Origin of the sequence: Empedobacter sp. UBA7494, assembly GCF_002478465.1 — a bacterium.
Classification (GTDB): Bacteria; Bacteroidota; Bacteroidia; order Flavobacteriales; family Weeksellaceae; genus Empedobacter; species Empedobacter falsenii_B.
This window is the reverse complement of sequence record NZ_DLOC01000008.1, coordinates 19,254-40,264: the sequence shown is the minus strand read 5'-3', so window position 1 is coordinate 40,264 and position 21,011 is coordinate 19,254. Positions and strand designations below refer to the sequence as shown.

General features: G+C 31.0%; 15 protein-coding genes. 5 read left to right on the top strand and 10 right to left on the bottom strand.

From position 1 onward, the window contains the following. Window positions 1–86: 86 nt before the first annotated feature. Window positions 87–281 carry a C4-dicarboxylate ABC transporter gene (locus tag B4E95_RS01110; RefSeq protein ID WP_171623327.1) on the top strand — a complete coding sequence of 65 codons (195 nt, stop codon included), beginning with the start codon at window positions 87–89 and terminating at the stop codon, window positions 279–281. Further along, the gene (locus B4E95_RS01105) at window positions 265–1,206 is read left to right on the top strand and encodes a PstS family phosphate ABC transporter substrate-binding protein (RefSeq protein ID WP_291089256.1); all 942 of its coding nucleotides are present in this window, start codon (window positions 265–267) and stop codon (window positions 1,204–1,206) included. Before B4E95_RS01110 ends, B4E95_RS01105 begins: the two co-directional genes overlap by 17 nt. 38 nt (window positions 1,207–1,244) lie before the next feature. Here B4E95_RS01105 and B4E95_RS01100 read toward each other — a convergent pair whose 3' ends face one another. From B4E95_RS01100 to B4E95_RS01090, 3 genes are read right to left on the bottom strand one after another with little or no spacing between them, the layout of a single operon-like run. Then, window positions 1,245–2,000, bottom strand: coding sequence for a GLPGLI family protein (locus tag B4E95_RS01100; protein ID WP_171623325.1), 756 nt, complete (start codon window positions 1,998–2,000; stop codon window positions 1,245–1,247). Between the two features lie 33 nt (window positions 2,001–2,033). Continuing rightward, entirely contained in the window at window positions 2,034–2,993 is a 960-nt protein-coding gene (locus tag B4E95_RS01095) for a PorP/SprF family type IX secretion system membrane protein (RefSeq protein WP_291089251.1), read from the bottom strand. 17 nt (window positions 2,994–3,010) lie between these two features. Next, the gene (locus B4E95_RS01090) at window positions 3,011–6,157 is read right to left on the bottom strand and encodes a T9SS type B sorting domain-containing protein (protein WP_291089248.1); all 3,147 of its coding nucleotides are present in this window, start codon (window positions 6,155–6,157) and stop codon (window positions 3,011–3,013) included. 117 nt (window positions 6,158–6,274) lie between these two features. On the opposite strand from B4E95_RS01090, the gene B4E95_RS01085 reads away from it, so the two are divergent. Both B4E95_RS01085 and B4E95_RS01080 read left to right on the top strand, forming a co-directional pair. Further along, window positions 6,275–7,861 carry a peptide chain release factor 3 gene (locus B4E95_RS01085; protein ID WP_291089245.1) on the top strand — a complete coding sequence of 529 codons (1,587 nt, stop codon included), beginning with the start codon at window positions 6,275–6,277 and terminating at the stop codon, window positions 7,859–7,861. Window positions 7,862–7,916: 55 nt separating this feature from the next. Next, entirely contained in the window at window positions 7,917–8,762 is an 846-nt protein-coding gene (locus B4E95_RS01080) for a DUF4197 domain-containing protein (protein ID WP_291074507.1), read from the top strand. A 95-nt stretch (window positions 8,763–8,857) separates the two neighbouring features. Here the strand turns inward: B4E95_RS01080 and B4E95_RS01075 are convergent, their stop codons facing one another. The 7 genes from B4E95_RS01075 to B4E95_RS01045 all read right to left on the bottom strand — a co-directional run bounded on the left by B4E95_RS01075 (window position 8,858) and on the right by B4E95_RS01045 (window position 20,084). Next, window positions 8,858–9,196, bottom strand: coding sequence for a hypothetical protein (locus B4E95_RS01075; RefSeq protein WP_291074509.1), 339 nt, complete (start codon window positions 9,194–9,196; stop codon window positions 8,858–8,860). After that, window positions 9,169–9,927, bottom strand: coding sequence for a serine hydrolase domain-containing protein (locus B4E95_RS01070; protein WP_291089242.1), 759 nt, complete (start codon window positions 9,925–9,927; stop codon window positions 9,169–9,171). The genes B4E95_RS01075 and B4E95_RS01070 overlap by 28 nt, the downstream gene beginning before the upstream one ends. 265 nt (window positions 9,928–10,192) lie before the next feature. Then, window positions 10,193–16,204 carry an alpha-2-macroglobulin family protein gene (locus tag B4E95_RS01065; RefSeq protein ID WP_291089239.1) on the bottom strand — a complete coding sequence of 2,004 codons (6,012 nt, stop codon included), beginning with the start codon at window positions 16,202–16,204 and terminating at the stop codon, window positions 10,193–10,195. Window positions 16,205–16,402: 198 nt separating this feature from the next. Continuing rightward, a complete protein-coding gene (locus B4E95_RS01060) occupies window positions 16,403–16,915 on the bottom strand; it encodes an IS1096 element passenger TnpR family protein (protein WP_038333549.1) in 513 nt (170 codons plus the stop codon). Window positions 16,916–16,918: 3 nt separating this feature from the next. Beyond that, window positions 16,919–18,340 (bottom strand): CCA tRNA nucleotidyltransferase, encoded by a 1,422-nt coding sequence (locus B4E95_RS01055; protein ID WP_286496136.1) that lies wholly within the window; start codon window positions 18,338–18,340, stop codon window positions 16,919–16,921. 31 nt (window positions 18,341–18,371) lie between these two features. Beyond that, a complete protein-coding gene (locus B4E95_RS01050) occupies window positions 18,372–18,929 on the bottom strand; it encodes an L-threonylcarbamoyladenylate synthase (RefSeq protein WP_286496134.1) in 558 nt (185 codons plus the stop codon). Between the two features lie 93 nt (window positions 18,930–19,022). Continuing rightward, on the bottom strand, window positions 19,023–20,084 hold the full coding sequence (locus B4E95_RS01045) for a glycosyltransferase family 4 protein (protein WP_291089236.1): 1,062 nt from the start codon (window positions 20,082–20,084) through the stop codon (window positions 19,023–19,025). Window positions 20,085–20,212: 128 nt separating this feature from the next. On the opposite strand from B4E95_RS01045, the gene B4E95_RS01040 reads away from it, so the two are divergent. Then, window positions 20,213–20,995, top strand: coding sequence for a lipopolysaccharide kinase InaA family protein (locus B4E95_RS01040; RefSeq protein ID WP_291089233.1), 783 nt, complete (start codon window positions 20,213–20,215; stop codon window positions 20,993–20,995). Window positions 20,996–21,011: the final 16 nt, after the last annotated feature.

The window sequence follows — 21,011 nt, the reverse complement described above, 5'->3', positions numbered from 1 at the left end:
ACTTAGCTAAAAATGAATATATATCGTATAAAATTTAAGTTTTAAGTCAATCTTAACACAATAAAATTGTAACTTCGTCGCGAATTATGAATAAGAGTATTGTTTACGGATTGATTGGTTTCGGTTATTTTTTGATCGGAATTTTTACTTGGAAATATCAGTTTTTTATCGTCAAATTAGATGATACAAACGCGATGTTAATGGGGATTTTATTTATTGTTTATGGAGCTTTTCGCGTATATCGTGGAATAAAATCTTATAAAAATGATCAAAAAAATTAGTTTACTTTCACTTTCAGCCTTTCTTGTTTTTTCCACTTTTAGTTGTAAAGACAAAGAAAAATTAACAAAAGCCGAACAAAAAACTCCTGTTAAACGAGCTTTACACGAATATGGAAATTTGACAATGACTGTAGATCCAAGTTTTAAAAATTTGGCTAATTCGTTGGCAAATATGTATATGGTTGATTATCCAGATGTAAAAATCACAATAAATGAAGAGATTGAAGAAAAAGCAATCAAAGATTTTTATGAAGGTAAAATTCCATTATTAATGGTAAGTAAACCGTTAACAAAAGCACAAGAACAACACTTATTTAACAAAACGACAACCAAGTATATCTCATCTGTAATTGCATTGGATGCAACTGTTTTCATTACTTCTGTTGATCATCCAATCAATTCTATTACGACTACAGATATCAAAGATAATTTGTATAAAAATGATCCGAAAATGACCTTTGTTTTTGATCATCCAAACTCTGCCAATTACAATACTGTAAATGATAAACTAAAATTAACAGTAGAAAAAGGGGCAAAAGTAAATGCAATGGGCGATGCAGAAAAAGTGATTGATTATTTGCAAAAAGATAAAACAGCAATCGGGATTATAGGCTTGAATATTTTGAGCGACAAAGGAAATCCGAAAGTTGAAGAATACCTAAAAAAGGTAAAAATATTAGCCATTGCAGATGATAAAGGAAATTTAGCATTACCAACTATTCCGAATTTGAAATATGGTGTTTATCCTTTTTATCGCGAAATTTATATCCTAAAAAATGAAGTTGGTTTTGGAATTGGCGCTGGATTTACGCGATTTGTAGGATCACAACGTGGACAGAAAATTGTGACGCGCGAAAGTCTTCAACCTTATTATATTTATAAACGTGAAGTTCAGATTAACAATTTAGAACAACCCTTACAATAAAAACATAAAAAAACCTTCCGAAATGGAAGGTTTTTTTATTAATCTTTACTAACCCCCTCACTAATCATTTCATTCTGTTTATCAATAATTTCTTTATAATTGACTTTATATTCTTCTAATGAAACAATTTTTCCTTTTTTAGGAAGTTCTAATTTATTCTTTTTATTTTCTATTATGGAAACGGCTTTATAAGAAATCACAGTATTAATATCATCATTATTCACCTGTACAACCTCTAAGATTAACCCTGGTAATCCCTGATATTTATCCGGACCAGTTTTATAAGGCAAATCAACTGCATACCATGCTGTTAAATTAACATCTTTTATTTTTGCTGTAGCTTTTTTAACATTGAATCCATTTATTGTTTTTGTTTCTTTCGTAAGAACCCAATTAAAGTTTTGCAATGTATCCTTTATAACAAACTTTTTTCCATAAACATCAGCTTCATGGTAATAAAATCCAGATACAAATTGTTTTACTAAATCACCATTTCCTCCATTCGAAGATAATGTATAGCTTGTTGTTCTTGATCCTTCATTATTATTATCAATTTTTTCGTACGCTTTATAATTAGAAATTTCTTTATTGGTTATTAAACTAAATTCTTTTGGAATCTTCATTTGTTCATTTAGTCTTTTTACAACCTCTGATTTTGATAGCTTTACATCATTTACAGTCATAGAATAATTTGACTTTTGCGCATCAAAAATTGTATACTTTTCGTACAAAACTTCAATATTTTGTGCATAAATATTGAATGAAAGAATAAAAAGTAATAACGATAATTTCATAGTATAATTGTTTAGTGTTTTATACTTAAATCATTAATCAAATCTTGCTCCCCAAGGATTTTGTAAATCGAAACCTAAACTAAATAACATTCCGTTCTTACGTCCATCCACTTGATAATCGGACAAACCAATATCGTAGGAAATTCCTGCTTTTAAAGAACCTACTTTAAACTTTAGAATAGGCGAAATAAATAGAGGATTACTATTTTGAGCATCCATCCCTTGCTTGTATCCTACACCTATATCGACACCTTGATTATTATCGCCAAAACTAATGTGCGACATTAGATTAATATCCAAATGACGTTCTGAATTTGAATTTAAATTATAAACCACCGATGGCTCTAAAGCAATACCTTCAGCAACATTCCATTTGTATCCTAAATTAATGTAATACCACGTTGGTAAAGGCTCTACATTATTCACATAATACACATTTTGACTCAATGGAATATCCAAAACGGAAACTCCTGCAAAGAAACCTGCGTATTTGAAAGATAGTCCTAAATTGGCAAAATAGGTCGAATATTTATCTTCTTGTAAAGCTGGATCATATGGATCTTCTGCAATGATTTTAGAATAATCAAAACGTTGCGAAACATTCGACGCACCTACTCCAAACGAAAACACATTGATTTCATCACCATCGTAACCTCTGTCATCAATTGGAATGTGATACGCTGCATTAATTCCAAATCCAGACATTTTAACCGCTCCATTTCTATCGTTAAAAAATTGCATTCCCACCGCTAAACGATCGACAATAATTCCGTGTGCGCTTGCCGTTTGTGTACTTGGACTTTCAGGTAAATCGTCCCACTGATTGCGATGCGTTCCTGTTATAGAAATCACATTCGGATCTTGTCCTGCGTACGAAGGATTAATTAACATTTTATCGCTCACCAAATAATGATTGTAAAAAGGTAACCCTTGTTGTGCTTCTACTTTCGAAAGTGAAAATAGTGTTAATATGAATAGTGTGATTTTTTTCATAAATATTTTTCAATCAATTAATTGATTTTTCTTTTGACTACAATATAGCCTGAATACAAAACTTGTAATTCTTCATTAGATTCTAATAAATACCAATAAGTTCCGTCTGCAACTGGTTTTCCGTTATGTGTTCCATCCCATTCTATTATACCAATTCCTTCTTGTGATAAAATATGTTTTCCGTAACGGTCAAAAATAATCAATTTGTACGAATTTGATGTATCAGTAACTTTACCATCTTTTGTCATTGGTTGCCAAATATCATTAAAACCATCATTATTTGGCGTTACAACATTTGGCAAAGCAAGGTAAATAACATTTTTACGCTCCGAAACTCCGCAATTATTCAATCTTACTCTTACTGTAAAATTATTATTTTTGATATTATCTGGAATAATTAATTCATTCTTTGTTTGCCAATCTACGATTATATCACCTTTAGAATCAAATAAAGCGTATTCCAATTTACCTTTTCCTTTCGCCGAAACAATGATACTTTTTTCGTTAATGGTAATTTTATCAATGGTTGGAGTTTCAGCATTCTTAACTTCCAAAGTTTTTACAACCGAACAACCTGTTATCTTATCCTCTATTGTTATGTTATAAATTCCTGCATCTAATTCAAACTTATCGACTCCATTAATTCTGGTTCCTCCTACTTTTTCTACAATATAAGTGTATTTATCATAGTCTGTTTGCGTTGTAAAATCTAATGAATACAATTCATTAAAACATAACGGATCTACTTCTTCTGGAACTGTAATTGTTGGCAAAGGATTTCTTTTGAAATAAAATTTGATTGTTGCAGTTCCACAATAATTTGGATCCTCAAAAACTACATTTACAAAACCTTCGTTTGAATCAATTTGAGCAAAAATTTCGTCAATTGTCGATTTTACAACTAAACCTGGCTCTTGACTATTGATGTGTTTTAAAATAGCTTCAATTTGATTTTTTGCATTTTCATCTTCACCTTCACAGTAAATAATTTCGTTAGTAAATGTATAAGTTTCAAGGCTAGCTACATCGACAACTAAATCAGGTTTTTTATTGACAGTTAAATCTACTGTTGTTGAACATGTATCACTCAATCTATTTTTAAATTCTACGGAAATATTCAAAGAAGTATTTGTTCCAAAATGCAATACTTTTTGAATAGAATTTCCTTGGATATATTCACTCCCATCAATATAAATTTTATAATCAAATACATTAGCCCCGAAATTATCTCTCAATAAATTTTCATCAATTGTTAAGGTTTCTCCTTCGCAGAATTTATCTGAATATATCGCAGATACAACATTAGGTTTTGTAATCACTTGCAACGTTAATTGCATTTCATCTGACCAACATTGTTCTCCATTTATTTTTACTTGAAAAGTTATCGTTTTTGAACCATTATCAGGAAGTATTTCATCTACAATTCCATTAAAGACAATATCTGTTCTACCAAAATAATTTTTTAAATAATCTTCAATTTTAGTAGTCGTAATATGTCCAGCACCAACTTCAGAACAAAGAGAATTAAACGTTGGAATATCATTATCTAATTCAAAATTAGATTCATCCAACTCAAATGTTAACTCAACATCTGTATCACATATTGTATTTCCATTATCAACAGCTAAGGCTTTTACAATGATTTTACCATTTTTAGTTGTTTTGATAAATGCTAATAAATCTGTAATTTCAGTTAAACCATCTTCTTGATAAAATTTTAAATTATATGAATTCCCATTTTGAATTATAGAAATTGCATTATCAATATTGCTTTGAGTAAAATCTGCTAAACAAATATCTTTTATTTCTGCTGGAAGAATATTTGCAGGCGAAGTTTTAGTAACGATAAAATTAACTGGTTCACTTTCACAAGCTCCACCAGATTTTGATTTTATTTTGACTTGATAATTTAAAGGACTAGTTGTTGTGATCGGTGTTGATTCTCCATCTAAAATTGTAATTCCACCTAAAGTTACAATTAAATCATATTGGTTCTTATTTATATTTAATTTTGTATAAATATTATCAAAATTTATTCTATATTCATCCTTACATGTTGTTTCTGGTTCAATTGAACTTAGAACAGGACTTCCTTGTTTTAAAGGAATTGAAACTTCATGAGAATCAATTGGGCAACCGCCTCCGTAATGAACTTTTATTTTCATTGAAGTGGTTTGACCAACTGCCAAATTTACATTTTGACCTGATGTATAACTTGTCCCATCAATAACAATTGAAGAAATCGAATAATTAGAATCTACAGTAGGGAAAAGTTTATTTAACAACTCATCTTCATCGGGAATTGTATAAGTTGGTGTACACGCATATTCAGTCTCGATAGTAGGTTTAAAATTAAATTGATGTTCAGGAATAAATTTTAGAGGTATTGTATAAATATACTTTGTATCTCCACTTACATCTTTTACTTGTGCATAGATTGTAGTATCTGAGTTGAATGTTGCCCCCAAAGTAACCTCCGTACTTAATGTATTATCTCTATATAATTTTATTGTAGGATTTGGAACAGGATTTGGTTTAGTATTTACATCTGTTACTACTGCATCATAAACTTGTTGATAGGTATAAAAATTACCAAAACATAAATAATTAAAAGTTGTAATTGTTCTTTCTTCTGCTACATTAATTTTGATTCCAAAATTATCTGTTTCATTAGGTCCATAAACTGCTATTACAATAGTTTCATCTTTTTTTAAAAGATCAGAACCTTCAAACGCTTTAACATACCCTGTAGAACTTAGCTCAAAAATAGATTCACAAGATAGCTGAATTCCTTCTTTCATTCCTTTTACTACTGAACTTCCTTGCACAGATCTATCAGGATTTATTGTTGAACCTCTATCAAATATTACAGTTGGTAAATAATTTTTAGATACTTTCCAAACTAAAAATCGATAATTAGATGATGGAGCAATTAAATCAAAAGCAAAAACCATATCGAAATTCGCTTTAAAAGAAAAATATTTATATGTATCTCCGTAACTGAAAGCGCAGTCAGTAGATGCTGTATCGAAAGAAGCTGGATGTTTTTTTAATTTTAAATTTTCAAATAAATATTGACCTTTTTCTAAAGGTTCTATTTCTGGATATTGCCCCCAAACAACTCCACTCAACATCAACAATAAAAAGTAAAATATCTTTTTCATAGCCCTATATCATCTATATTTTAAAATAACGCAATTTAGTTGAGAATATTCTATTGATCATAATGTTTCTAATTTTACGGAGATAAACTATCTTTGCAACCTGAAAATTTGATTAAGATGTCTTTAGAACAAGAAATAAATAAAAGAAAAACCTTTGGTATTATTGCCCATCCCGATGCTGGTAAAACTACTTTAACAGAAAAATTGTTATTATTTGGTGGTGCGATTCAAGAGGCTGGAGCTGTAAAAAGTAATAAGATTAAGAAAGGCGCAACATCCGATTTCATGGAAATTGAGCGTCAACGTGGAATTTCTGTTGCAACTTCTGTTTTGGCTTTCGAATACAAAGGAAAAAAAATTAATATCTTAGATACGCCTGGTCACAAGGATTTCGCTGAAGACACTTTCCGTACCTTAACTGCTGTAGATTCTGCGATTGTTGTTATCGACGTTGCGAAAGGGGTTGAGGAACAAACAATCAAATTAGTAGAAGTTTGTCGTATGCGTAAAATTCCGATGTTGGTTTTCATTAACAAAATGGACCGCGAAGGAAAAGATGCGTTTGATTTAATGGACGAAGTTGAACAAAAGTTAGACTTACAAGTAACACCTCTTTCTTGGCCAATTGGTATTGGAGCAACTTTCAAAGGAATTTATAATATTTGGGAGAAAAACATCAATATTTTTTCTGGAGATAATAAACAAAAAATTTCTGAAACAACGAAAGTTGAGGATTTATCAAGTCCAGATTTAGACACATTAATTGGAACAACTTACGCCGAAAATCTTCGTAATGAGATTGATTTAATTGATGGAGTTTATCCAGAATTTGACATGCAAGAATATATGGACGGAAATTTACAACCTGTATTTTTTGGTTCTGCTCTTAATAATTTTGGTGTTCGCGAATTGTTAGACGCTTTCGTTGATATTGCACCAACTCCACAATCTAAAGAAACAGATTTGAGAATTGTCGAACCTTATGAAAATAAATTTTCTGGCTTCGTGTTCAAAATTCATGCTAATATGGATCCAAAACACCGCGACCGTTTAGCGTTTATCAAAATTGTTTCTGGAAAATTTGAACGTAACAAAAACTATTTCCACGTTCGTCAAGGTAAAAACATGAAATTCGCTGCACCAAATGCTTTCTTTGCAGACAAAAAAGAAATCGTTGATGAGTCTTTTGCTGGAGATATTGTCGGTTTACACGATACCGGAAATTTCAGAATTGGAGACACGCTGACAGAAGGAGAAAAATTCAGTTTCAAAGGAATTCCTTCATTCTCACCTGAGCATTTCCGTTACATCAACAACGACGATCCAATGAAAGCAAAACAATTGGAAAAAGGAATTGATCAATTAATGGACGAAGGTGTTGCGCAGTTGTTTACTTTAGAAATGAATAATCGTAAAGTTATCGGAACTGTAGGTGCGTTACAATACGAGGTAATTCAATATCGTTTGGAACACGAATATGGTGCTAAGGCAACTTACGAACCTTTCTCTGTTCACAAAGCGTGTTGGGTAGAAGTTGAAGATGAAAAATCAGAAGAATTCTTAGAATTCAAACGTGTTAAACAACGTTACTTAGCGAGAGATAAATTTAATCAATTGGTATTTTTAGCAGATTCTGCTTTTACAATTCAAATGACGCAAGATAAATTTCCTTCAGTGAAATTACATTTTGTAAGTGAGTTTTAAATTTTGGTCAGATAATTGAATTAACCAACTGAAATATTTTTTAGAAAAAATCTAAATGAAAAAGATCATATTAAGTTTAACATTGATTTCAGCGTTTGCCGTTAATGCAAAAGCACAAGATTTGAAATCAATTTTTGGAACTTTAAAGAAAGAATTCGAAAAAGCTAACGCTCAAACTACATCAAAAGAAAATACCTCAACTGTAAAAGTTGACTCTATAAAAGTTGTAAATGGTTCAACTGATACTAAAACAATTTCTGCCGAATCCTTAACAAAGTTAAATGGTTTATCTAACGCAACTGTTGCCTCTGGATTAAAAGAAGCTTTGTCATTAGGATTAACGGACGGAATAAAAACATTGGGTCAAAAAAATGGTTTTTACAATAATTCAGTTGCGAAAATCTTGATGCCAGAAGAATTACAAAATGTAGAAAAAACTTTACGTTCTTTGGGAATGGGAACTTTGGCAGATAAAGGAATCAAATTATTAAATTCTGCTGCTGAAGATGCTGTTTCTGAAGCTGCTCCTATTTTTGTAAATGCAGTAACATCGATGACCATTACAGATGCGAAAGATATTCTAGTAGGAGGAAATAATTCGGCTACAAATTATTTAAAACTAAAAACAACATCTGATTTAACAAAGGCTTTTCAACCAAAAGTGGAAGCTTCTTTGGGAAAAGTTGGTGCGGATAAAGTTTGGAATAATTTGATTACAAAATACAATACGTTAACTGGTAACCAAATTGATCCAAATCTGAATGCTTATGTAACACAACAAACAATAAATGGTGTGTTTAACATGGTTGCAGAAAAAGAAGAAGGAATTCGTGGAAATAAAGCATTGCGTACAACATCATTGTTACAGCAGGTTTTTGGAGCACAGGATAGTAAGAAGTAAGATACACTTATATTTAATCAAAAAGACTCGCTACGATTTGTAGCGAGTCTTTTTGATTAACTCTACTTCATTCAACAACTTCTGAAATTCTTTTCCTATAAAAGGATTGATGATATGCTGAAAGCCTTTTTGCAAAGTAAAAACTGTAATTGTTGCATTAGTTTCTGGCAATAAATAACATCTGTTCCCCACCAACCACCATGATAATAGGCGTTAAAACCTAGATCAAAGTGATAAATACCTAAACAATATTTAGATTGATCCGAAGGCAAAACATACGTCGACATCAAACCTAAAATTTGTTTATTCTGAATAATTTTTCCTTCAAACAAATACTGAAAAAATAAAGCCGATTCTTTGGCTGTAGAAGCTATCCCACCACCTCCGTACAAATCCCAAGATGGATTCAAATCATACGAATCCCAGAATCCCAATTATATTTATCTGCATATTGGTGCGCAAGCGGAAGCGCTTTCGAAGGATATTTCTCCAAATCGATAAACCACTTTTGTGTCAAACTTAATTCTTTGTACTTTAACAAATCTCGAATTATTGTATAAAAAGGTTGACGCTTTTTTTGCTCAATAATTTCTGCTAAAAGCAAATAATTGATATCACCGTAACTAAACTTTTCTCCTATTTTTTGTGGACTTCCGATTTCCATTACTCGTTTTATTTGTTCCTCCTTCGTCCATTTATATTGCGGTCGCTGAATAACTAATTCAAAATACGCATCATCGACATAATCTTGTATTCCAGAAGTGTGCGACAACAAATGTTTGACTGTTATCGTATTCAAATCATAACCATCTTTTTCGATCAATTGACGAGTCATCTTAGACAATAAATTCTTGATCGATTGATTAATTCTAACTTGACCTTTTTCTACTAAACGTAAAATTGCAGCAGCTACATAAGGTTTGGTATTACTTGCGATTAAAACAGGCTGTTTGCTGTTTAAAATTTCGTTAGTTTTAATATCCGAAACGTCTTTTGCATAACTCCACGAAATGTTTTGTTTTGATGCTTCAACGTGAACAATAATTCCGACAGCGTCTTTATTTTTTTCGTAAATCGAATCTATTTTAGATTGAAAAATGGTTTGCAGCTGCGCAAATCCGATAAAAGGAATGAGTACAATATTGAGTAGAAGTCTTTTCTTCATTTAGTGTTATTTGATTTTAAAGATAAATAAAATCTTGAATTGTTTTGTGATACGCTTAACGTTTTAAGTTATACGTAATATGTTTTACAAAATGTAAAATTCGAAACACTAATCTCGTAACTCACGCAACTCATAAATCAAAAGAAAGCTAAGCAGGAATTACTAAACTGTTGCTTAAGAGTTCACCAACTCTTAGGCATCTTTTAATCAAAACAAAGGCAAGATTTTTAATCTTGCCTTTAATATTAAACTTATAAGTTAAAATCTATTTAATCTCAACACGAATTCCTTCACTTTGCGCACTCAATTCTGGTGCATACATATTTTGCATTGATGTAATTCCATTCGAGAAATTACCTGCATTATTCGCTTTCAAATCATATTCGAAAACATATGTTCCTTTTCTCATGTAATCCGAAAAGAAATTAGTTGCAGCATCTCTTGTGCTTTCGTAATATCCAAATTCGCCTTTCCATTTGTAACCAGAAAGTACATTCACAGGTTCGAAACCACTTGCACGCATATCTTTGATGTGTACAAACTGCATGTTGCGATCAACAGAAATCTCTAATCGAACAGTTACAATATCACCAACTTTTATCGGTGTTGACGTTGTAATTTCTTTCAGAATTGGACCATTTGCAGAATTCGATTTAACAAACAATTTCTTATTGAAATTGATTCCAGTTTCGGCTGATTTTATTTTATCTAAATCTTCAAAATATTGCCAATACATCGCTCCCCAAGCAACACCAGGAGAAGTTTTTGAAACTTCAACTTTACCCATATCTGGTTTGATTTCTTCTTTGTTCCAAGAAGTTTTTACATAACCCGAACCAGCTTGCGAATTTTTATCTAAATCAAATTTCTGGTTTCCAACCTTCACTTCAATTCCTTTATCAGCATCTATCCAAGATTTCCCAAAATTCATTAAAGCATAAACCGCTTTAGTCGTTGCTTTTGTTGAATTCCACTGATTTGTTTGACGATTTTTCAATAACCAAACTTTCATTTCTTCTACCGATTTTTCATCTTTTGTTACCTCGTCAAACGCTTCGATTAACAACGATTGTGTTTCAACAGGCGCTTGATACCAAAACCAACCCGGTTGATTTTCTTTCCAATACATACCCATTTCATCCGATTCTACTGCTTTTTCTTTGATCGAATTGACTACAATCTTAGCAGCAGACTGCATTCCAAAACGATTCATCACAATTGCAGCCATTGCTTTTTGTTGCAACGACAACTCTAATTTTGTATCATTTAGATTCTTTAACATCGCTGTTTTCATTTCTTCCAATTCTTTCGACATCGGATAATCTTCTAAGAAAAACGAACGCGCATATAAATAATGTAAACCGTCTGAATACGTAACATCCTTGAATGATTTTTGATCTTTTTTGAACTCTTTGAAACGTTTTAAATTCTCATCATCAATAAACTGAATTGCTTTTTTGATTAATGGATTTACATCTATTTCAAATGCTTTGAAATTCACGTCCATTTTCTTCATATTTCCAAAACCAGAAACGATATGCGTTGTGATATATTCGTTTGGACGACCGCCATCAAACCAAGCGAAACCACCATTTGAGAGTTGTTTATCAGATAATTTTTGGAAAGCCGATTTCATTTCCGTTTGCATTTGATTCAATTGGAATAAAACCGCAATTTGTTTCATTTGCTCTTCTTCGCTTTCCGCATTTTTTACCCAAGGCGTTTCTTCTAAAATGATGTTTTTTAAGTCTTGGTTCAATTGTAATTTCGATTTCAATTCACCGTTTTTGTTCCAATCATCAAAAACAGCTTTAATTTTTGGATTCGAATTAATCACTTGCTCCGAAATCATATTTCCATATAAACGCGAGAACACTTGCTCAGCACATTCGTAAGGATATTCGCGCAAATAAGGCAACGAGAAAATCGCATACCAAATCGGATTCGTTGTCATCTCAAACGTTAATTTGAAATTATCCAAAGAAGTCAATTTATTGTTCATCATATTCTCAAATTGGAACGATTTCTTTTGACCTTCTTTCACATAAATCGGCAACGTTTCTGTTACCATCATGCGATTTGTCAAAATTGGTAAAGCCGATTCTTCTCCATCAGAAAAATCTCCAGCCGAAGCCACCACACGATAAACAACCGCTTGTACATTTTTCGGAACATCAATTGTCCACGTCACTTGATCCGAACTTCCTTTCGCAACAGAGAAATCCTGAACTGCATTTATCAATTTAAATTGCGCATCAATTGGTTGATTGGTAAACGCATCAAACAACATCAATTTCGCAGAACCATTTAATACTTTATCTGATAAATTATTAATCTTAGATGAAACCGAAATTTGATCACCTTCTCGTAAAAAACGTGGCATATTTGGTACAACCATCAAGTCTTTTTGGGTGCGAACATTTTGCTCTAAATAACCTGTTTTAAGGTCTGGTGTATACGCAATCGCCATGAATTTCCACTCTGTTAAACTTTCTGGCGTTGTAAATTCTATAATTACATTTCCTTTTGAATCTGTTTTAAGATTTGGATAAAAGAACGCTGTTTCATTTAAATTTGTACGCGCTTTTACATTATCTAAAGCTGCGTTTGCTCCTTTTTTAGTTGTAATTACCACTACTCCATTTGCTCCTCTTGCACCATATAAAGCTGTTGCTTCTCCTCCTTTCAATATATTCATAGACTGAATATCATCTGGATTAAGTTCTGGCATTTTATCATATACGATTCCGTCTATAACATAAAGTGCAAGTGAATTATCTGCTAAATAGTAATTAGCATTACCTCTAATTACAGTTGGAGCTTCTCCTGAATTTGAAGATTTTGCTACATAAGCAACTTCAGCATCAGCAGTTTCTACTTGAATACCTGCAACACTTCCCGCTAACTCATTTTCTACATTTGCACTTGGCGCAGCTACCGATTTCATCATCCTACGATTCATACGATATTGGTTAAATCCAAAATCAAATAAATTAAGATCTAATCCTGCATATCCTCTTGCATAAAAATCATAATTTGTACGATAATAAATTGCGCGTGAAGAATTTGTTGAATAAAATTGATAGAGATTAAATGGATTATTTCTTCTTGAATTCGTAAAATTATATACATTAAAATCTAAAGAATTCGACGCAAATTGATCCAACGAAGCATCATACATACTTGCTAAAACCTCAGCCGAAACTTTGTCTTTATTTGGTCCTTCTATTTTTAATTGCCATTTTTCTTTTGCGCCTGGCGTCAATTTATCACGTAAAACTTCAGCCGTCACTTTCAGTTGTTTATTTGTAAATGGAATTGCCAAATTAAGACTTCCTGTTTGCACATCATTGAATTTCGTCATCGCATAATTCACATAAATTCCGCCACGATATTCTTCTTTAATTGGAATTTCAACCACTGATTTTTTACTTAAATCCAAGAAGCCTTTTTCAATGATTTGTTGATTCGCCTCCACTTCATAATACACATAGGTATCTTTTGAACCAGATTTAAATTCAATTTTTGCAACATCTTTTGGAGCATAAGTCCATTTATTAGGCGAAACAGCTAAAAGTGTTTTAATTGCATTTGCTTTCTTTTCATTCGAAACATAAATCAATTTATCTACTTCAACTTTTTGTGTTCCATCCATCACAAAACCTTTTACAACATAATAACCTTCTTCTAAATTTGAAGCTTGATTAAATATAATTTCATCTGAAATTTTTGTATCAAAATAACTTTCGAAAACTTTTTGGTTCGTTGTCCACGTTTTTGGATTCATTTCGTCACCATAAGGTTCATTCGGAAAGATTTTTTTGAATTCTTCTTTCGAATAAAAATTGTAATCTGTTCTAAATTTTTGACGACGAACTATTTCTTTTGGTGCGTTTAACGAATAAATTTCGATATGTCCTTTACCATCTAATTTTTCATCATTCAAATTCTTCACTTCAACGTTGAACGAATTTAATTCATCTGCTTTCGTTTTCTCAGAAATAGCAATAGTTAAAGTCATTCTTGTGTCACCAACTTTAACAGAAGAAGATTCTGATTGCGTTTCTCCATTGATATCCGTAGCATTAACTTCGATAAAATAATTGTAGGTTCTTACCTCATCTTTCTTTTTCTCCGAAGCTGGTTTTGCGACAAACTCAAAGTTAAATTTCCCTTCTGCGTCGGTTGTTGTATCTCCAAATGTCATTTCTTCGCGTTCGCCACGACCAACTGGAATTGAACGATACCAAGGCCAAAATGTAAAAATTTCTTGTCTATAAACGCGGTACGAAACTTTAGCATTATCGATAGTTGCTCCCGAGAAAGCAATTGCTTTTCCTTCTACTTTTACCTTGTCATTTAAACTATAAACACCTTTATTTTTCTCAATTTCTACTTTAAATTTTGGACGTTTATATTCTTCAACCTTGAATGAATGAGAACCATCTTCATTAATAGCTCTAATCGAAAAATTACCTGTTAAAGCAGAACTTGGCAAAATAAAACTTCCATTTACAGACCCAAATTCATTGGTTGTTAAATCTATTTTAGAAAGTTCTTTGTTATTGACATCATACAAAGCAATCGTCAATTTAGAATTTGGAATGACATTTCGAGTTTTATCTTTCGATGAATAATAAATTCCTTTGAAATAAACCGTTTGTCCAGGACGATAAATCGCACGATCTGTGAAAATCTTGACAGAAGAATCATCGTCTTCATCATAACGATCGTAATCGTAGTAATACGTTGAATAAATAGTATTTTCGTCTTTTACTCGGTATTGAAGATTTCTCCAACCCGAAGGAATTGTAATCATTCCATCTTTATCCGACATTAAAGTTTTAAATTCCTTTTTATTATAATCTGACAAATTAGAGAACTCAATCGCAACATTACTTTCTGGTTTTCCAGTTTCACGATTCACAACCGAAACCTTTTCATTGAGCGAGTTTATCGCATATTTAGAAACCATGATATCTAAATAGTCGATGTCATCTTTTGTGTTAATTTTGAATTCAGAATTATTCGAAAAAAGGACAATATAACGACCAGATTTTAGTGGATTTAATTTAACAATTGTCGAATGATTTTGAAAATCCTCAAACGATTTAACATCAATTGTATAATGATCAACAACTTTTAGACTATTTAGAAAATTCTGGGCTTCTGCAATTTTATTTTCGTTGTAAACATTTAATATTTGCGATTTTTGTTTATCATCAAAACCTGCATTATAAGCCAATACTTTTACATAAACTTTGTCTATATTTTTATGCGTTAATTGAATGGGCGTATTCTGATTATCGTTGATATATTTCTCTGCTAACACATTTAATTCTTGCGCTTTTATCTTCGAAACCAAATTGTCAACAACTCTTTTTTCTTCAGAATTAGGATATTGTTTTGCAATCTTTTCCTGTACATCAAATATCTTTTTAACATTCGCCAATTTATCTTCTTCCAAACCATAATAATCTGTCGCTAAAGTTGAGTACACATAAGATGAATACCACGCTTTTGGATATTTAGTTGCTAAAATTTCTTTTTGTTTAATAATTTCTTGAACCGAAGTCGAACCGCGGTTTGAATCAATTAAAATCAATTCGTTATACAAAACAGCATTTTCGTTATTCTTTTGTTTATTAATCTCAACTAAATCAGAAAGCAATTGATTTGCTTTATCTTTTTCATCATTCTCATTCAGATAATTGATATAATTTCTTGCTAAAACATCATACAATGTTGGCGTTAAATCAAATTGTTGTTGCGCATTTTTCTTATCATTTGCAATATTCAAAATCATTTTATAATCTTGAGATTTTGCATTTATTAATTCATTTTTTGGTTGAATTGATTTCGAAAAATAATCATTAATTATTTTCTTAAAAGTATCTTCTGTCCAAAATCTCACATCATTTGTAGCTTGATTTTCGACATTTGTACGACTATTGATTTTCCAACGATTTTCGTTGTAATACAATTGATATAACTCAGCTAAATATGAATAAACAATCGCATTATTTACAATTGATTTTTCATCTAAATCCTTTTTAAACAAATCAAAAACGAAGTTTACATCATCTGTTTCATCAGAAGTTGCAACTTTTATTTTTGCTTCATAAAACAAAGCTTTCAGATAACTTTGTTGATTATTTTGCTTTTTTGATAAAGCTTTTAGTTCATCAATTTTTGGTAGGATTGATTTGAATTGACCATTTTGCATTTGTTGGTCAATTTCTTTCCACTTTTGATCAATCGTTGGGGATTGAGCCATAAGCATCGAATTGGTTAAAATTAATAATAAAAACAGGAGCTGTTTCATAGATTCTTTCTTTTATCAGTAGATGCAAGTTACGGAAAAATGGTTGGTTGCGGAAATGAAATAATTATCAAATGATTGATATATAGCACAAAAAAAATCTGAATGTTGCCATTCAGATTTTTTGATATATAAGTTGATTAGTTGTAGTTTTTATAAATCGTCTACGTCTAAATCTTCGTCGATTTGTAAATCATTTAATTCAGCATCTTCTGCAAAATCAATATCTTCTTCATCGTCTAAATCAACCATCATGTCTTTTTTAGGCGCTTTAAGAGGCATTGAACCGAAACGGTAAACCGTTAATGGGTAATTAAGAACAGCTGGTTTATCTTCTACAGAAATTAATTCAGCCACAAATGTCCACATTTCCATAAAATCATATACAAAAGCCATACGATCTCCTTGATTAGCAAAAGCTTCTTTGATATAAAAATCAGCCATTGTTTCATCTGTTCCATCATCAGACATATCCTCTAAAGGAATTTCTTTTGTTTGGTTTCCATCTTCATCTACTTCATAGAACGATGCTAACTCCTCACCTTGTAAACTAAAAGCACTAATAATACCTTTGTACAATGTGAATAATGTTTGCTTCTCTTTAATTTCTATGTCTCTAAAAACATCCTCTTTTGCATCAAGGAATACACGAATTTTATATATCACTTTCTAAATATTTTTCGGTTCCAAATTTAAATCTTTTCCCATATTAATTACAAATTCTAATGCAGAATTATAATTATTTTCTACTTCGCCTTCTAAAATTGCTTCTTTAATGGCATTTTTTAAGATTCCAATCTCTTTTCCTGGCTGAATATCAAATATTTCCATTATTTGTTCACCTGTAATTGGTGGTTGAAAATTACGTACTTTATCACGTTCTTCAACATCTTTTATTTTTTGTTCTACAACTTCAAAATTTTGTTTGAAACGTTTTTGTTTACGTTCATTTTTTGTTGTAATATCAGCTTTGCAAAGCGTAATTAAATCGTCGAAATCTTCTCCAGCATCAAACAATAATCTACGTAATGCCGAATCTGTAGCGTCATCTGTTACAACAGCAATTGGTCGAGAACTCATCATGACTAACTTCTGAACATATTTTACTTGCGGTCCTAATGGTAATTTTAATCGTCTGAACAATTTTAATACCATTTTTGATCCAACAAATTCATGCGAATGAAATGTCCAACCTACATTTTTATCAAAACGTTTTGTTACAGCTTTTCCAATATCATGCAACAACGCTGCCCAACGTAACCAAACATTATCTGTGTTGACAGAAATATTATCAACGACTTCTAACGTATGATAAAAATTATCTTTATGTTTCTGACCTTCAACCTCTTCGATTCCTTTTAACGCAACCAATTCTGGTAAAATATGTTGCATTAATCCTGATTGTTCCAACAACAATAATCCGACCGAAGGTTTGTCAGTCATCATAATTTTCTGAAACTCATCCATTACGCGTTCAAAAGATACGATATTAATACGTTCTGCATTATCAATTATTGCCTGAAAAGATTTTTTTTCTATTTCAAAATCCAATTGAGCTGCAAAACGAATCGCACGCATCATACGCAAAGGATCATCAGAATAGGTAACATTCGGCTCTAATGGTGTTTTGATAATTTTATTATTCAAATCTTCTACTCCATTAAAAGGATCAATTAATTCGCCAAAATTCTCTTTATTCATCGAAATTGCCAATGTATTGATCGTAAAATCACGACGTTTTTGGTCGTCTTCCAACGTTCCGTCTTCAACATGTGGTTTTCGACTATCTTCTGAATAACTTTCTTTTCGCGCACCTACAAATTCCAAATCTGTGTCTTTATATTTGAACATTGCTGTTCCAAAACGTTTAAAAACTGAAACTTGTGATGTATGTCCTAATTTATTAGCCAATTCTTTAGCCAATAAAATTCCATTTCCAACTGTTACAAAATCGATGTCCTTTTTCTGACCACGATTCAATAAATAATCGCGTACAAATCCACCAACCACATAAGTTTCTTGATTAATTTCATCAGCAACTTCTGCTACATTTCTAAAAATTGGATTTGATACGGCTTCTAAGATTTTCATTCTGCAAAAGTATAAGTTTTGAAATAAAAAACTACTCTCTAATAACTTTTACTTCGTTATCTAGACCTAATTTAATTATCGTTGATGCAGTGAACTGAGGTACAAAGGTTTTTGTTTCATCTGGATAAAAGTCAACACGCTCTAAAATAGTAGGATTAACTTCCGAAAACACTTTTGGAGAAGATTCTCCTGATAAATTAGCCGATGTAGACACAATTGGTCCTCCTAATTTCCCGATGATTTTTTTACAAAACAAATCATCAGTCATTCGAATGGCAATTGTATTATCTTCTGCAATTAACGATTGTGGTAAACCTTTTGGATTATCGTAAATAATTGTAAGAGGTTTTTCGTTCAAATCAATCAAATCCCAAGCTAATTCTGGCACCTCAACAATGTTTTGTAACATACGTGGAGAATCAACCAAAATAATCAACGATTTTGATGAAGGACGATTTTTTATCTGATAAATTTTTTCGATTGCAGCCTCATTCTTCGCATCACAACCCAGTCCAAGAATTGTGTCTGTTGGATAAAGCATTGTTTCTCCTTGTTTTAGTTTGGCTACAATTTCGTTTATATCTGACATTTTCTTTGTTTTATAAATTTGAGTGCAAAGGTATTATAGGAAAGTTGAATGAAGTCGATTTTCTTCGAAATATTATTTATCGCAAAATAGATTTTAGATTTCATAGACCTTTAGATATTCATTTGCCGCTTTATCCCAACTAAAACTTCCAGCTCTTTTGATATAAGCTTCTATAAAATAATCTGAATTTTGATTGTATTGATTTAACGCATCTTCCACTACATTTTTCATATATTCTGGTTCAAAATCATTCCAATAAAACGCATCTTTTCCACCAATTTCTGGTAAAGACGTTTTATCAGATAAAATAATTGGTTTTCCAAAGCTCATCGCTTCTAAGGGAGGCAAACCAAAACCTTCTCCAGTTGATGGAAATAAGAACGCTTCGCAATTTTGCATATAAAATTGCTTTGCTCGTTCAGAAACTTTACCTGATAAAAAAACTTGGTTTTCTAATTTTTCTTGAGCAATTAAATCTTTTATTTTTTGACCATAGGCATTCGTACAATTCCCAGAAATAATCAAATTAAAATCTGGTAAAAATTTCATCATTTTTACAAGTGATTCAAAATTTTTCTTTTCAAGAAAAGCTCCGATTGTATAAAAATAAGGTTTTGAAATATCTAGTGAAGATTGAAAATCATCACAATTTATAATTTCTGAAATTGAATTTCCATTATAAATTATTGTATTTTCTATTCCCGAAATATCAAAATATTGCATAGTTTGTTTCTTTGCATATTCAGAAATAAATGTGATAACATCTACTCGCTTAATCTTTTCTTTAAAATATTTAATGTGATTTGGACTATAATCAAGCGAATTTTCTTCCATAAAATTAACATCATGAATCGTCAAAACATATTTTTTTGGTTTATGACAAGGTTCAACTTTTATATTTTGATTTAAGGAATGCCAAACATCATACTTTTCACGCGTTCTGAAAAACGGATTGCGCATTAAACTATAATATTTTTTATAATGAAATTTAGTACCAAATTCAGTCCTTAAATCTTCAGGTTTTTTGGAAAGTAAATAAATTTGATCATCAAAATTTAATTTCGAAAGAGCTTTAATCAATTCGTAATTAAAAACTCCGAAACCAGTTGCACGATTCTTTAGATTATGAGATTCTAAAAGAATTTTTTTTACCATAAGTTAGGTTCTAAAATTTTAAAAAAACTTGTTTTAAGTTGTCCTTATTTTCAACAAAAATAGACATATCTTTGACAGATTAAAATGAAATATAGATTTTTTCTATATTAATTATAATATTTTGAAAAATGACACAGAAAATTGTCGTAAATAATAATTATAAAACCACGCAAACTGAAATCAAATCCATTCTTGACAATTTTGACTTGATTGACGATTATATTGCAAAAGGCACAAGAAATTCTATCAAAAAAAAGACATTAGAATCAGGTAAAATTGCTACGATTAAATCATTCAAAATTCCGAATATTGTCAATAAATTTGTATATCGATTTTTCAGAAAATCAAAAGCTGAACGATCTTATGAATATGCAAAACGATTGATTGATTTAGGATTTTTGACACCATATCCAATTGCTTTTGTAGAAAATAAAACCCTTATAAATTTTAATGATAGTTACTATTTCTGTGAATTAGTTGAAGCTGATTTGACTTATCGTGAATTAGTCGAAATTCCGATTTGGGAAAATCGAAATGAAATCTTGAAACAATTTACAAAATTCACATTTGATTTGCATGAAGCTGGAATTGAATTTTTGGATCATTCTCCTGGAAATACTTTAATTAAGCAAGTTGGAGAAAATCAATATGAGTTTTATTTGGTTGATTTAAATCGCATGAATTTTCATAATTCAATGAGTTTTGATATTCGAATGAAAAATTTTTCTCGTCTAACTCCTCAAAAAGAAATGATAGAAATTATGGGAAAAGAATATGCGAAACTTATTAATAAACCAGAACAAGAAGTTATTAAAGAAATGTGGAATAAAACACAAGAATTCCAGCAAAAATTTCAAACAAAACAAGCTCGAAAAAAGAAATTAAAAGCCATGATTGGTAAAAAACAATAACAAAAAAGCAGATTTA

Coding starts and splice junctions, on each gene's coding strand:
- B4E95_RS01045 (WP_291089236.1), bottom strand. CDS start 20,084: ATGGTAAAAAAAATTCTTTTAGAATCTCATAATCTAAAGAATCGTGCA.
- B4E95_RS01065 (WP_291089239.1), bottom strand. CDS start 16,204: ATGGCTCAATCCCCAACGATTGATCAAAAGTGGAAAGAAATTGACCAA.
- B4E95_RS01105 (WP_291089256.1), top strand. CDS start 265: ATGATCAAAAAAATTAGTTTACTTTCACTTTCAGCCTTTCTTGTTTTT.
- B4E95_RS01070 (WP_291089242.1), bottom strand. CDS start 9,927: ATGAAGAAAAGACTTCTACTCAATATTGTACTCATTCCTTTTATCGGA.
- B4E95_RS01080 (WP_291074507.1), top strand. CDS start 7,917: ATGAAAAAGATCATATTAAGTTTAACATTGATTTCAGCGTTTGCCGTT.
- B4E95_RS01090 (WP_291089248.1), bottom strand. CDS start 6,157: ATGAAAAAGATATTTTACTTTTTATTGTTGATGTTGAGTGGAGTTGTT.
- B4E95_RS01100 (WP_171623325.1), bottom strand. CDS start 2,000: ATGAAATTATCGTTATTACTTTTTATTCTTTCATTCAATATTTATGCA.
- B4E95_RS01085 (WP_291089245.1), top strand. CDS start 6,275: ATGTCTTTAGAACAAGAAATAAATAAAAGAAAAACCTTTGGTATTATT.
- B4E95_RS01055 (WP_286496136.1), bottom strand. CDS start 18,340: ATGAAAATCTTAGAAGCCGTATCAAATCCAATTTTTAGAAATGTAGCA.
- B4E95_RS01110 (WP_171623327.1), top strand. CDS start 87: ATGAATAAGAGTATTGTTTACGGATTGATTGGTTTCGGTTATTTTTTG.
- B4E95_RS01095 (WP_291089251.1), bottom strand. CDS start 2,993: ATGAAAAAAATCACACTATTCATATTAACACTATTTTCACTTTCGAAA.
- B4E95_RS01050 (WP_286496134.1), bottom strand. CDS start 18,929: ATGTCAGATATAAACGAAATTGTAGCCAAACTAAAACAAGGAGAAACA.
- B4E95_RS01040 (WP_291089233.1), top strand. CDS start 20,213: ATGACACAGAAAATTGTCGTAAATAATAATTATAAAACCACGCAAACT.